The sequence below is a fragment of the Stenotrophomonas sp. 71799_Sma genome, from assembly GCF_056482505.1.
This window is the reverse complement of sequence record NZ_CM151202.1, coordinates 3,156,162-3,169,793: the sequence shown is the minus strand read 5'-3', so window position 1 is coordinate 3,169,793 and position 13,632 is coordinate 3,156,162. Positions and strand designations below refer to the sequence as shown.

Annotated in this window: 11 protein-coding genes; 1 reads left to right on the top strand and 10 read right to left on the bottom strand. The window is 66.3% G+C overall.

All coding sequences use genetic code 11. From position 1 onward, the window contains the following. Nucleotides 1-12: 12 nt before the first annotated feature. The 4 genes from ACZK4Z_RS14780 to purB all read right to left on the bottom strand — a co-directional run bounded on the left by ACZK4Z_RS14780 (nucleotide 13) and on the right by purB (nucleotide 7,457). Entirely contained in the window at nucleotides 13-2,844 is a 2,832-nt protein-coding gene (locus tag ACZK4Z_RS14780) for a 2-oxoglutarate dehydrogenase E1 component (RefSeq protein ID WP_032129626.1), read from the bottom strand. 186 nt (nucleotides 2,845-3,030) lie between these two features. Further along, entirely contained in the window at nucleotides 3,031-3,927 is an 897-nt protein-coding gene (locus ACZK4Z_RS14775) for a GNAT family N-acetyltransferase (RefSeq protein ID WP_478450881.1), read from the bottom strand. Nucleotides 3,928-3,936: 9 nt separating this feature from the next. Continuing rightward, a complete protein-coding gene (locus tag ACZK4Z_RS14770; protein ID WP_478450880.1) occupies nucleotides 3,937-5,349 on the bottom strand; it encodes a ribosomal protein uL16 3-hydroxylase in 1,413 nt (470 codons plus the stop codon). A 740-nt stretch (nucleotides 5,350-6,089) separates the two neighbouring features. After that, a complete protein-coding gene (purB, locus tag ACZK4Z_RS14765) occupies nucleotides 6,090-7,457 on the bottom strand; it encodes an adenylosuccinate lyase (RefSeq protein ID WP_478450879.1) in 1,368 nt (455 codons plus the stop codon). Between the two features lie 294 nt (nucleotides 7,458-7,751). On the opposite strand from purB, the gene ACZK4Z_RS14760 reads away from it, so the two are divergent. Further along, complete coding sequence (locus ACZK4Z_RS14760; protein WP_164081209.1) at nucleotides 7,752-9,179, top strand: class II fumarate hydratase; 1,428 nt, start codon at nucleotides 7,752-7,754, stop codon at nucleotides 9,177-9,179. Nucleotides 9,180-9,283: 104 nt separating this feature from the next. On the opposite strand, the gene ACZK4Z_RS14755 is transcribed toward ACZK4Z_RS14760, so the two are convergent. From ACZK4Z_RS14755 to ACZK4Z_RS14730, 6 genes are all read right to left on the bottom strand, one after another. Beyond that, nucleotides 9,284-9,709: a hypothetical protein gene (locus tag ACZK4Z_RS14755; protein WP_032130459.1), complete on the bottom strand. Its 426-nt coding sequence runs from the start codon at nucleotides 9,707-9,709 to the stop codon at nucleotides 9,284-9,286. 106 nt (nucleotides 9,710-9,815) lie between these two features. Next, nucleotides 9,816-10,421: a YggN family protein gene (locus tag ACZK4Z_RS14750; protein ID WP_182266396.1), complete on the bottom strand. Its 606-nt coding sequence runs from the start codon at nucleotides 10,419-10,421 to the stop codon at nucleotides 9,816-9,818. A 31-nt stretch (nucleotides 10,422-10,452) separates the two neighbouring features. Then, nucleotides 10,453-11,340: a DUF4097 family beta strand repeat-containing protein gene (locus ACZK4Z_RS14745; RefSeq protein ID WP_032130457.1), complete on the bottom strand. Its 888-nt coding sequence runs from the start codon at nucleotides 11,338-11,340 to the stop codon at nucleotides 10,453-10,455. A 25-nt stretch (nucleotides 11,341-11,365) separates the two neighbouring features. Further along, nucleotides 11,366-12,394 (bottom strand): ABC-2 transporter permease, encoded by a 1,029-nt coding sequence (locus ACZK4Z_RS14740; RefSeq protein ID WP_049400228.1) that lies wholly within the window; start codon nucleotides 12,392-12,394, stop codon nucleotides 11,366-11,368. After that, nucleotides 12,391-13,266: an ABC transporter ATP-binding protein gene (locus ACZK4Z_RS14735; protein WP_032130455.1), complete on the bottom strand. Its 876-nt coding sequence runs from the start codon at nucleotides 13,264-13,266 to the stop codon at nucleotides 12,391-12,393. The genes ACZK4Z_RS14740 and ACZK4Z_RS14735 overlap by 4 nt, the downstream gene beginning before the upstream one ends. Next, nucleotides 13,266-13,625: a GntR family transcriptional regulator gene (locus ACZK4Z_RS14730; protein WP_006453095.1), complete on the bottom strand. Its 360-nt coding sequence runs from the start codon at nucleotides 13,623-13,625 to the stop codon at nucleotides 13,266-13,268. Before ACZK4Z_RS14730 ends, ACZK4Z_RS14735 begins: the two co-directional genes overlap by 1 nt. Nucleotides 13,626-13,632: the final 7 nt, after the last annotated feature.

Genomic DNA, 13,632 nt, shown 5'->3' with positions numbered 1-13,632 from the left:
ATAGGGGGAGGATTATTCAGCGAACGTGTCGTTGAACGGGTTGACCAGTGCATCGGCGACCAGCTGCTGCTGTTCGCGGACGTGGTCAGCCATGTGACCGGCAGCCGGCGAAGCCGAACGTGCGCGACCGGCGTAGTGCAGGTTCTGGCCATCGGCCAGGCAGAACTGCAGGTGGTGGCGGATCTGGTACCACGCACCCTGGTTCTGCGGTTCTTCCTGCGTCCACACCACGTCGGTGGCCTTGCCGTACTTCTTCAGTTCGGCAGCCAGCAGCGCACGCGGGAACGGATACAGCTGCTCCACGCGGATGATCGCCACGTCGTCCTGGCCACGCTTGGTCTGGTCTTCCAGTAGGTCGTAGTAGACCTTGCCCGAGCACAGCACCACGCGCTTGACCTTCTTGGCGTCCGCATTGGCGTCGCCGATCAGGTGCTGGAACTCGCCGTTGGCCAGCTCGTCCAGGGTCGACACGGCCAGCTTGTGGCGCAGCAGCGACTTCGGCGACATCACCACCAGCGGCTTGCGGGTGGTCAGGTGCTGCTGGCGACGCAGCATGTGGAAGGCCTGTGCCGGGGTCGACGGCACCACCACCAGCATGTTCTCCAGCGCGCACAGCTGCAGGAAGCGCTCCAGGCGCGCCGAGCTGTGTTCCGGGCCTTGCCCTTCATAACCATGCGGCAGCAGCAGGGTCAGGCCGGAGATGCGGCCCCACTTGGCTTCACCGGCGGCGATGAACTGGTCGATGACGACCTGGGCACCGTTGGCGAAGTCGCCGAACTGGCCTTCCCAGATGCACAGCGTGTTCGGATCGGTGGTGGAGAAGCCGTACTCGTAGGCCATCACCGCTTCTTCGCTCAGCAGCGAATCGATGACGGTGGCCTTCTCCGGCGAATCCACCAGCTGCCGCAGCGGCATGTAGTAGTTGTCGGTCTTCTGGTCGTGCAGGATCGCGTGGCGGTGCGTGAACGTACCGCGACCCACGTCCTGGCCGACCAGGCGCAGGGCACTGCCTTCGTCGAGCAGGGTGGCGTAGGCCAGGTTCTCGGCAAAGCCCCAGTCGCCCGGGATCTCGCCAGCGGCCATCTTGCGGCGGTCGTCGTAGACCTTGGCCACGCGCGAGTGCAGCTGCACTTCGTCCGGAATGGTGTTGATCAGCTTGGCCAGCTCGACCAGCTTGTTCTTCTCGACCTTGGTCGAGATCGGGTCGGACAGCTTGCCTTCCAGCAGCTTCGGCCAATCGACGAACAGCGGGCTGGTCGGCGGGGTCTTCTCGACCTTGGCCAGCTCGGTGGTCACTTCACCGGCATCCAGCTTCTCGCGGTACGCATCGACCATCGCCTTGCCGGCACCGGCGGCGATCACGCCCGCTTTTTCCAGCTGCTCGGCGTACATCTCGCGGGTGGTGGCGTGCTTGCGGATCACCTGGTACATCAGCGGCTGGGTGATCGCCGGTTCGTCGGCCTCGTTGTGGCCCCAGCGGCGGTAGCACATCAGGTCGATGACCACGTCCTTGGCGAACTTCTGGCGGAACTCGAAGGCCAGCTGCGCGGCGAACACAACGGCTTCCGGATCATCGCCGTTCACGTGCAGCACCGGGGCGGCGATCATCTTCGCCACGTCGGTGGCATAGCGCGTGGAACGCGTGTCCAGCGGGTTGGAGGTGGTGAAGCCGACCTGGTTGTTGACCACGATGTGCACGGTGCCGCCGACGGCGAAGCCGCGGGCCTGCGACATCTGGAACAGTTCCATGACCACGCCCTGGCCGGAGAAGGCCGCGTCGCCGTGGATCAGGATGGGCATGACCTGCTTGCGCGCGGTGTCCTTGCGGCGCTCCTGGCGCGAACGCACGGAACCGGCCACGACCGGGTCGGCGATTTCCAGGTGCGACGGGTTGAACGCCAGCGCCAGGTGCACCGGGCCGCCATCGGTGGCGACGTCGGCGGAGAAGCCCATGTGGTACTTCACGTCACCGGCCGAGGCGTGCTCGTCGTGCTCGAACTTGCCTTCGAATTCGTCGAACAGCTTGCGTGGGTTCTTGCCCAGGGTGTTGACCAGCACGTTCAGGCGGCCGCGGTGGGCCATGCCGATCACCACGTCCTTGACGCCATCCTTGCCGGCGCTGCGGATGATGGTGTCCATCATCGGGATCAGCGAGTCGCCGCCTTCCAGCGAGAAGCGCTTCTGGCCGACGTACTTGGTGTGCAGGTAGCGCTCCAGGCCTTCAGCCGCGGTCAGGCGCTCCAGGGTGCGGCGCTGGGTATCAGCGTCCAGCTGGTAGTTGCCACCGGCCAGTTCCAGCTTCTTGTAGATCCACTGGCGCTGCTCGACCTCGGAGATGTGCATGAACTCCGCACCGATCGAGCCGGTGTAGGTCGCCTTCAGGCGTGCCAGCAGGTCGCGCAGCTTCATGCGCGGCTGGCCACCGACGCCGCCGGTGCTGAACTCGCTGTTGAGGTCACCATCGGACAGGCTGTGGAACGGCAGGCCCAGGTCCGGGGTGTTGACCGGTGCGGCCAGGCCCAGCGGATCGAGGCGGGCGTCCAGGTGGCCGCGCGAACGGTAGGCAGTGATCAGACGACCGACATTGCGCTCGCGCTCGTCGCCTGCACCGTTGCCGGTACCGGCCTTCAGCGCATCCTTGGCCGCGTCCGCAATGTGGGAGATGACGGCCGAGTGCGGAATGTCACCTGCTTCACGGCCCTTGAAGCCGTCGAAGTAGGTTTTCCATTTGGGATCGACACTATCCGGGGAGACCAGGTACTGCTCGTACAGGTCCTCGACATAGGAGGCGTTGCCGCCGGCGAGTTGCGAAGATTGCGCAAACTGCTTCAGTTGATTGTCCACGATGGAGGGTGTTGATTCGCTTTGTGGGGTATGGCTTCAGAAGGACCCGGCAGGAAGATGAATAGCCCTGCGCGGGCGCGTTCAAACAGCCAAATTGTACCCCCAACCGGACACGAAGGGGCACCACCAGAGGTATCGCGCGTCCCCCGGTGCCGGTTCCAGACAGGTTGAGTCAGCCCGCTCCGCTCAGATGCCGAGCGCGCGCAGTTCGCTGCAATCACGCGAACGGTCCCAGACGCGCTGCAATTGCTGCTCGAACGGCTGCGAACGTGTCGGCAGCGCGATGCCGGCTTCGCCGTCGAGGCGATGGCCGATCAGACGAAAGTAGAAGTCGCCCGCATCGTTGAGCAGACAGGCCGAGGCCAGTGCACGGTCGACCGGGTCGGTGACCTCGCGGAACTGGATCACGCTGGGCAGGCGCTGGGCCAGCGCCAGCAGCGGCGCCCCGGCAGAGGCGATCGCGGCGGCGTCGTGCACGATCACCCGCAGCTGCTTGTCGTGGCGGGCGGTGACGAAGCGGCGCAGGGCGGCCTGTACCGGGGGCGCGTCGAGCAGCCCGGGGTCCAGCTGGCGGCTGTGCAGCCATAGCTGGCGACGGGCGCGGTGGATGATGGCCGTGGTGATGGCCACCGCCTCGGCGCGGCTGTCGATGGCGCTGGCCGCGCCCAGCCGGCGGCGCATCTGCTGGTGGCCGATGCCGGCCTCCTCGAACACCTCGCCTTCGGGCAGAAAGCCCTGGCGGGCATAGAAGTCACGGGCGGGCAGCTGGGCATGCAGATGCAGCTCGGCCAGGCCGAGCCGGCGCCCGGCCTCCACCAGCGCTTCCAGCAGGGCCCCGCCGACCCCGTGGCTGCGATGGCTGGCCAGCACCGCCATGCGGCCGATGCGGCCATCCGGGGCCAGCCGGCCCGTGCCGACCGGCTGGTTGTCACTGTCCAGCGCCAGCACATGGGCACTGACCGGGTCCAGCGCATCGCGTTCCAGCTCGGCGGCGATGCCCTGTTCCTGCACGAACACGCGTTGGCGCACCTCGTGGATGGCTGCGTGGGCATCGGCGTGGCTGACCTGCTGGACCCGGATCATGGCGATGGCTCAGGCCCGGCCGGCGCTGTCGTCTTCCTCGTCGTCCTCGAAGTTGACGATGACCTCGATGCCGTCGTCGTGCACGGTCACGGAGTGGACATCGTCGGACACCGCGTCGGCGTCGATCGCATCCACGCGGTCGCGGCCTTCGACGACCTCGCCGAGCGCCACGGCATCCTCGCCGTCGTCCTCGTCTTCGGCCTCGTATACCTCATTCGGGTCGATCAGCTGGAACACCCCGCCGACCAGCAGCTGCTGGACCACGGCACGGCCCTTGTCGGACAGGCCGCGATAAGCGGCGGCGTCCAGCTGTTCGGTGCCAGCCAGGCGCTGCGCGTCCTTCACCGGCAGCGCGAAGTCCTGGCCGCTGACATACAGGCTGGCGCCACGCTTGGCCCGGCGCCAGGCCAGCCGGGCCCACGGGTGGCGCTGCAGCAGCAGGCCCGATGCCAGGGCCTGGACCACTTCTTCCTGTGCCGGTGCGGCCTGGTGGGCCATCACTTCGCCGGCCGCGCGGTAGGTGGTGATGAAGCGGCCGAACCAGTCGCCCAGCTTGTCCGGGTCGTTCATGCGGATGGCGTTGAGCGCGGTGATCACCCGCGCCATCGCCACTGTGTCGATTTCGTTCGGGTCGGCCGGCACCTTCAGGTCGGCATCCTGGTAGCGGATGTTCTCGTCGGCATCGGCGATCAGGGTGTCCAGGTAGTCGCTGATCAGCTCGGCCGAAGACGGCGCGCGCATGCCGAACGAGAATGTCAGGCAGGGATCTTCGGCGACGCCGTGGTGCGGCACGTTCGGCGGCAGGTACAGCATGTCGCCCGGCGCCAGCACCCAGTCGTGGGTCGGCTTGAACACCTTCAGCAGCTTCAGCTCCACGTCGGGGCGGAAGCCCAGCGGCGGCTGCTTGCCCTTGATCGATTCGCTGGCATCGATCTGCCAGCGGCGATGGCCATGGGCCTGCAGCAGGAACACGTCGTACTGGTCGACGTGGGCGCCGACCGAGCCGCCGGTGGCGGCGAAGCTGATCATCACGTCATCCATGCGCCAACGCGGCAGGAAGCTGAAGTGCTCGATCAGGGCGCGTACGTCCGGGTCCCACTTGTCCACGTCCTGCACCAGCAGGGTCCAGTCGTGGTCGGGCAGGGCGGGGAACACGTCTTCCTGGAATGGACCGGTGCGTACGCGCCAGCCGTCCTGGGTCTTGTCGTGCTCGATCAGGCGTGCCAGCACGCCTTCCTCGCAGGCCAGCCCGGCCAGGTCTTCCGGCTGCACCGGGGTCTGGAAATCCGGGAAGGCGTTGCGGATCAGCAGCGGGCGCTTCTGCCAGAAATCGCGCAGGAAGGTGGCCGGCGCCATGCCCAGCGGCTGGCCGGGGCGGGCGGTGACTTCGATGAGGGGGGCGGAGGACTTGCGGGCGGCCATGGGGGAATCCTTGCAGCGGAAAGCGGGAGGGGCGGCGCGGCGGGCCGCCAAGGCCTCCATTGTCCGACGTTCGCCGGGATTGCGCACGTGCGCGGGTTTGTCGCGGGGTGTCCGGCCAACGGCGGAGCCCGTCGTGGCGGGGTCTGGGTTGGTCGCTGAAAGCAAAAGCCGCGCTTGGCCGGGCGGGTGGGCTGCGCGGGGGACGCTGCAAGTACGTCCCTGTAAGCTTGGCCGCCGCATCCATGCGGCGGACACCCCCGCGCAGCCCACCCGCCCGGCCCCTGACAGTTTCCTGCGCGGCCCGCCACGGAATGGAAGAAGAAGATCAAAGGCAAAAGCGGGTCGCGCGCTGCGCTTGCTCATGCTCCTGTAGAGCCGAGCCCATGCTCGGCTTGCTGTTGGAACAAGCAGCCGAGCATGGGCTCGGCTCTACAATCAGCCAAAAACAACAGAGGGACGCGGCGAAGCCGCGTCCCTCTTCCAAATTCCGTCCCGACAACCCAATGCTCTTCGATCCGTCACCGGGAATCTGTCAGAGGTGGGGCGGGTTGGGTTCGCGGGACCGTTGGCGCCATGGATGGCGCCATCGAGCCCCCAAGGACGGGTTCACGGCGTGTCCCGCGAATCCAACCCGCCCCGCCAAGCACGGCAAAAACCCAGAGCCGCTCTTGACGTTGATGTTGCTGTTGCTGTTGCCTGCCGCAGGCAGCGCCCGCGGCCGCCGCCGCAAAGGAAACTCCTTAAATCTTCTTCGCCAGCGACTCGGCCAGGCCGGTGTAGCTGCCCGGGGTCATCTCCAGCAGGCGCTGCTTCGCATCCGCCGGCAGCTCCAGCCCCTGCACGAACGCACGCATCGACTCGGCCGTGATGCCCTGGCCGCGGGTCAGCGCCTTCAGCTGCTCGTACGGGTTCGGCAGGCCATGGCGGCGCATCACCGTCTGCACGGCTTCCGCCAGCACTTCCCAGGCCGCATCCAGATCGGCATCCAGGCGCTGCGGGTTCACTTCCAGCTTGCCCAGGCCCTTGGCCAGCGAATCCAGCGCCACCTGGCTGTGGCCGAACGCGGTACCCAGTGCACGCAGCACGGTGGAGTCGGTCAGGTCACGCTGCCAGCGGCTGATCGGCAGCTTCGCGCTGAAGTGCTCGAACAGCGCATTGGCAATGCCGAAGTTGCCTTCCGCATTCTCGAAATCGATCGGGTTGACCTTGTGCGGCATCGTCGACGAGCCGACTTCGCCTTCCTTCAGGCGCTGCTTGAAGTAGCCCAGCGAAACATAGCCCCAGATGTCGCGGGCCAGGTCGATCAGGATGATGTTGGCGCGGCGCGCGGCATCGCCGATTTCGGCGATGTTGTCGTGCGGCTCGATCTGCGTGGTGTACGGGTTGAACACCAGGCCCAGGCTGGTAACGAAGCGCTCGGCGAAGGCCGGCCAGTCCACGTCCGGGTAGCTGGCGATGTGGGCGTTGTAGTTGCCCACCGCGCCATTGATCTTGCCGGTCAGTTCGACCGCGGCAATCTGCTTGCGCTGGCGTTCCAGGCGGGCGACCACGTTGGCCAGCTCCTTGCCGAGGGTGGTCGGCGAGGCGGTCTGGCCGTGGGTGCGCGACAGCATCGGCTGGCCGGCCTGGGCGTGGGCCAGGCTGCGCAGGGAGGTGGCGATGCCATCCAGGGTCGGCAGCAGCACCTCGCGGCGCGCCTGTTCCAGCATCAGGCCGTAGCTGAGGTTGTTGATGTCTTCGCTGGTGCAGGCGAAATGCACGAATTCCAGCGCCGGGGCCAGCTCGGCGTCGTCCTTCAGCTGTTCCTTGATGAAGTACTCCACCGCCTTGACGTCATGGTTGGTGGTGCGCTCGATCTCCTTCACGCGCGCGGCCTGGACCGGGCTGAAGCTGGCGGCCAGGGCACGCAGGCGCGCGATGGCGGCGTCGGAGAACGGGGCCAGTTCGACGATGCCCGGCTCGGCGGCCAGGGCCAGCAACCACTCCACTTCGACCGTGATGCGGGCCTTGATCAGGCCGTACTCGGAGAAGATCGGGCGCAGGGCGTCGACCTTGCCGGCATAGCGGCCATCAAGCGGGGACAGGGCGAGCAGGGCGGAATCGGACATGTCGGCAGGGCTGGGGCGAGCGGCGGGGGCCATATTCTACGACGTGCCGGTCAGGTAGTGCCGGCCGCTGGCCGGCAACCACGCCCGGCCCACGATTCCATGGATTGCTGGCCAGCGGCCGGCACTACCCCTTGCGCGTGCAGATCGGCCCTACGGATGAAACGATCTGGCCCGCCCTCGTCATCCCACGCTGCGGGCAAGGGAGTATCGTTGGCGCAGCCGCCAGCCCGGGAAGCGACACCCTGCCAGCCGCCGCTTCCCTTTCCCCAACTGAAGTAGTGCGGAGTTGATGCAATGAGCAAAGCTGCAAGCAAGGGTTTCAGAATCGAACACGACAGCATGGGCGAGCTGCAGGTGCCTGCGGACGCCCTGTGGGGCGCCCAGACCCAGCGTGCCGTGCAGAACTTCCCGGTGTCGGGCCAGCGCATGCCGCGCGGTTTCATCCGTGCCCTGGGCCTGGTCAAGGGCGCCGCCGCGGGCGTCAACGCAGAACTGGGCCACCTGCCGAAGAACGTGGCCAAGGCCATCCAGACCGCTGCCGCCGAAGTGGCCGCCGGCAACTGGGACGCGCAGTTCCCGATCGATGTCTACCAGACGGGTTCTGGCACGTCGTCGAACATGAATGCCAATGAGGTCATCGCCACCCTGGCCAACCGTGCCGGCAAGGCGGGCAAGACCAGTGTGCACCCCAATGACCACGTCAATCAGGGGCAGAGCTCCAACGACGTGATTCCGACCGCGTTGCGGGTGTCGGCGGTGTTGGCGACGCATGAGCAGCTGCTGCCGGCGCTGGTGCACCTGCGCAAGACCCTGGACAAGAAGGGCCGCAGCCTGCGCAAGGTGGTCAAGACCGGCCGCACCCACCTGATGGATGCGATGCCGCTGACCTTCGAGCAGGAATTCGGCGCGTGGTCGGCACAGCTGGCGTCGGCGCAGGAGCGTATCGAAGACAGCCTCAAGCGCGTGCGCCGGCTGCCGCTGGGCGGCACCGCCATCGGCACCGGCATCAATGCCGATCCGCGCTTCGGTGCACAGGTGGCCAAGGCACTGAAGCAGCAGACCGGTTTCAAGTTCGACAGTGCCGAGAACAAGTTCGAAGGCCTGGCCGCACAGGATGACGCGGTGGAGCTTTCCGGTCAGCTCAATGCGCTGGCGGTGGCGCTGATCAAGATCGCCAACGACCTGCGCTGGATGAACGCCGGTCCGCTGGCCGGGCTGGGCGAGATCGAACTGCCGGCGCTGCAGCCGGGCAGCTCGATCATGCCGGGCAAGGTCAACCCGGTGATTCCGGAAGCGACGGTGATGGCCTGTGCACAGGTGATCGGTCACCACACTGCGATCACCGTGGCCGGGCAGACCGGCAACTTCCAGCTCAACGTCACCCTGCCGCTGATCGCAGTGAACCTGCTCGATGGCATCGGCCTGCTGGCCAACGTGTCCACCCTGCTGGCCGACAGTGCGATTGCCGGGCTGAAGGTGCGCGAGGACCGGGTTGCCGAGGCGCTGGCACGCAACCCGATCCTGGTTACCGCCCTCAACCCGATCATCGGCTACGAGAAGGCTGCGGCGATTGCCAAGCGTGCGTACAAGGAACAGCGCCCGGTGCTGGACGTGGCGCTGGAAGACAGCGGCCTGGCCGAGGCCGAACTGCGTCGCCTGCTGGACCCGACCGCGCTGACCGCCGGTGGCATCCAGGCCGGTGGCGGCGGCGCCGGCGGTTGATCGGCCGGTTGTAGAGTCGAGCCATGCTCGACTGTTGTTCCGGAGTCGAGCATGGCTCGACTCTACAGAAAGCAGAAACGCCGCCCTTTGGGCGGCGTTTTTTTTCAGCGACGGTCGGCGACGATGTTGCCGAAGGTGTCGGTGTAATCCTTGAACTCCGGGATGCGCTGGATCAGGTCCGCCGGAATCACGACCATGCCCTCCGGCGGTTGGATCTTCACCGGCTGCATGTTGGGATCGGCCGGTGCGGCCACCAGGGTGTTCTGGCGCAGCACCTGCAGTTTGCCGAACATGGTCTGCAGCATCTGTTTCTGCCCGTCGTCCAGCGGAATCTGGATCTCGTCCATCTTCATCGTGCCGTCGGCGAGGATGATGATGTTCGGCGCGGGCGGGCGACGCACGGTGACCATGCCTTCGCTGACGGAAATCTTGGGTTTGCCACGCTCGGCGCGGTGGTTGCGGTACTCCTGGTCACAGCCGGCCAGGCCAAGGCAGAGCAGGGCGGTCAACAGCAGAAACAACTTCTTCATGACATTCGGTTCGGGGGCGTCCGGGGCCGCCATTGTAAGCCGGGCGGCGCACTACGGCCGGCAGCCAGACGCCGCTGCCGGCCGGGTGCGCTGATCTGTCACAGGCCTAGCGCTGGACCACGGTGTCCTTGCCGCAGTCGTCCACGTCGCTCTGGTCCATGGTCGCGTAGGGCTTGAATGCCGGCAGTTCACGTGCGAGCGCCTGCTGGCTGGCCAGCATCGCCGGAAGGCGGTCGCAGATGCGCTTGGCCTGGGCTTCGATCTTCTCGGCTTCGGCATTGATGCGCTTTTCGACACCTTCGCTGTCGCCACTGAAAATGCCCTTCAGCGCTTCGCCGGCAGCACTGGCACCCAGTTTGGCGCCGGCCAGGCCGACATCCATGCCGTCCATCGCGATGGCGACCACGTGGCCGCGATAGTCCTGCAGATGACGGCGCTGGATATCGTTGGCGGCAATCTCCTTGCCCGCGATCAGCAGGCGGCCATCCGGCGTGATCTCCGCACGCGGCTGCTTGTCCGCCGAGATCTTGATGTTGCCCTGGGCAATATCCTTGCGGGCATCGTCCATCGCGTTCTTGACGGTCTCGCCGACGCCGCCTGTGGCTTCGGCCACACTCTTGCCAACGGTCTTGTCGGGTGCTGACGACGTGCCGCCGCAGGCGATCAGCGGCAGGGACAGCAGCACAGCGGGCAACAGGCGCAACAGGTTCATGGTGTTCCCCTGGTAGTGTCTGGAAGAGGGTTTACTTGCTGCGCGGCAGAGTGACCCGGCCGCTGACGTTGCGATGATCGACGTCACCGCTGCCGCTGTGGTCGACGGTCAGGGTACCGCGCACGCCGTCGACGTTGATGTCGCCCGAGCCGTGGCTGCGGACATGCACATTGCCACCGATGTCGGCCAGATCGACCCCGCCGGAGCCGACCACGCCCACTTCAACGCTGCCCTGCACGCGCTTGAACTCGATATCACCCGAGCCCACGGTATCCAGCCGCGCGTTGCCACGCACATCGCTGATCTTCAGGTCACCGGAGCCGACGGTACCGGTGCTGGCATCGCCGCTGATGTTGCGTACGGTGACGTCGCCGGAACCCAGCGACAGCAGATTCAGGGAGCTGCCGCCATCGATGTTGAGGTCGCCCGAACCCACTGCAGCGTGGATGCTGCCGCGGGTACCGCGGACCACGGCGTCACCGGAACCCACGTCCACGCTCAGCGACTGTGCGTTCTCCACGCTGGCATCGCCCGAGCCGATCTTGAACTGCAGCGGCATGTTGTCCGGCACGCTGCCACGGATATCCAGCCAGGCGTAGCTGTTGCCCAGGCTGATACCGCTTTGGCGGCCGTCGCGGCGCAGGCTCACCACCAGCTTGTCGCCGACCTTGCGCTGCTCCAGCACCAGCTGGTCCAGCCATTCCTGGCTGGACGCGCAGGCGCGGCCGTCCAGCTGGCCGCCGCCAGCGCTGGCGACCACCTTCAGGTCATGCTGGTTGACCTCGAACACCACCGTCCTGGCACCAGCCACGTCCAGCTTCAGTGCGCGGGCAGCAGTGAACTTGCAGTTCGGAGCATCGGCGGCCAGCGCCGACAACGGCAACAGCAACAACGCAGAACAGGCGAGCAAAGAACGCATGGGTGGTGCCTCCGGATGGATGGGATCAGATCTCGCCGGCGCGCTTGCGCAGGCGGATGGCAAGGAAGATGAACACTGCACCGACGACGGCGCCGATCCACAGCTCCGGCATCGCCAGCGACTTCAGCTGCGAGGCGGGGGACATCAGGCTGACGACCGAGTCCAGATCGCGGCGCGATGCTTCGTCGGCGCCGAGGCGATACAGCAGGTCCATGCCGGGCACGCCGCCCAGCAGCAGGCGGCCGACGATGTTCTGCCAGAACCAGCCGGTGGTCAGGCCGAACAGCGGCATCATCTTGGTGGAGCTGACAATGATGCCGGCAAACAGCGGCAACATTACCGCCCACAGGAACGGCTTGCTCCTGGCCCATGCCGAGCACAGCAACAGCCAGCCGGCGGTGGGCAGGGCCCACAGGGCATAGACCGGAATCCAGGCCAGGTGCCCAGCGGCCAGGGTCAGCGGGCTGGCCGGGCCCCAGATCAGGGTCATCGGGCTGCCGCCGTGCAGCAGTGCGACGGCGCTGATGATCAGCATGAAGCCAAACATGGTGAGGATGCCGGCGATGACCGCGATCAACGGTGCCACGATCAGTGCGCTGATCACCTTGGACAGCACGGTCTGCGTGTCCGACAGCGGCAACGACTTCCAGAACAGTATGCTGCGGTCACGGCGATCGTCGTAGAGGGCGCCCAGGCAGTAGAAGAACACGACGAAGGCCAGCACCACGAACGGCCAACTTGAACTGAGTACCAGAGTCAGGTCCAGGCCGTTGCCAAGATCAGCAAGGTCCTTGGCACTGATGTCACGGGTGAGCAGGGCCAGGTTCAGGCCGTTGATGTTCACGTTCTCGCCATCGATGTGCAGGCCGCCGTCGCGTGCTGCACGGTTCAGCGCGAACAGGCCGAAGGCAATGCCGGCGATGCTCATCACCAGTGAGATCAGGCCCGCGATCAACGGGGCATACAGGAAGCCGCCGCGGTTCTCCCAGTACTCGCGCTTGAGCAGCCAGCGCAGGGTGCCGATCGGGCTGACGGGGTGGTTGACGGCATTCATGCGTAGGTCCCCTTCATGATGGCGACGAACAGGTCGGCCAGGCCCGGAATGCGGGTCTCGCCGAGAGAGGAAAGCTGGGTGCGCGGCACGCCATCGAACAGCATCACCGTCTTGCCGAACGCCAGGCTGCGCTCGTCGATCGGCTTCAGGGCGCGCGCGGTGTCCAGCTGGTCGGCATTGACCAGCAGCTCGGTGTAGCGCTGGCCGACGTCGTCCATTTCCGCGTCGAGCACGATGCGGCCATCGCGGATGAACATCACGTCGCTGAGGATGTGCTCGATCTCCTCCACCTGGTGGGTGGTGACGATGATGGTTTTCTGTTCGTCGAAGTAGTCTTCCAGCAGGCGCTGGTAGAACTCCTTGCGGTACAGGATGTCCAGGCCGAGGGTCGGCTCGTCCAGCACCAGGATGCGGGCATCGATGGCCATCACCAGCGCCAGGTGCAGCTGCACGATCATGCCCTTGGACAGCTCGCGCACGCGCTGCTTCGGCTGCAGCTTGGTGTTGGCCAGGAAGCGCTCGCAGCGGGCGCGGTCGAAGCGCGGGTGGACGCCGGCCACGAAATCGATCGCCTCGCGCACCTTCAGCCAGCGCGGCAGCACGGCGACGTCGGCGATGAAGCAGATGTCGTTCATCAGTTCGTCGCGGTGCAGTCGCGGGTCGCGGCCGAGCACGCTCAGTTCACCCTCCACCGAGGTCAGCCCAAGAATGGCCTTCAGCGCGGTGGTCTTGCCGGCGCCATTGGGCCCGATCAGGCCGACGATGCGCCCGCTTGGAATGCTGAAACTGGCGTTGTCGAGGGCGACCGTGGTCTTGTAGGCCTTGCGCAGGCCTCGGGCGGTGATGACCGACTCACTTGCAGTGCTATTCATCAGACTTTCCCCTGGGGCAGCAATTCGTCGAGGCTCAGGCCCAGGCGCTGGATGCGCTCCAGAACCGCCGGCCATTCTTCGTTGAGGAAACGGTCGCGCTCGCTGCTGCGCAGCTGCGTGGCCGCCTGCTCGGTCATGAACATGCCCAGGCCGCGGCGCTTCTCGACCAGGCCTTCGTCGGCCAGCTCCTGGTAAGCGCGCGAAACGGTGATGGGGTTGAGTTGATAGTCGGCGGCCACCTGGCGCACCGAAGGCAGGGCATCGCCCGGCTTGAGGATTCCGTCGAGCATCATGGCGATCACGCGCTCCTTCAACTGACGGTAGATGGGAGCGCCGTCGCTCCACTGGATGTCGCTCATATTCAGC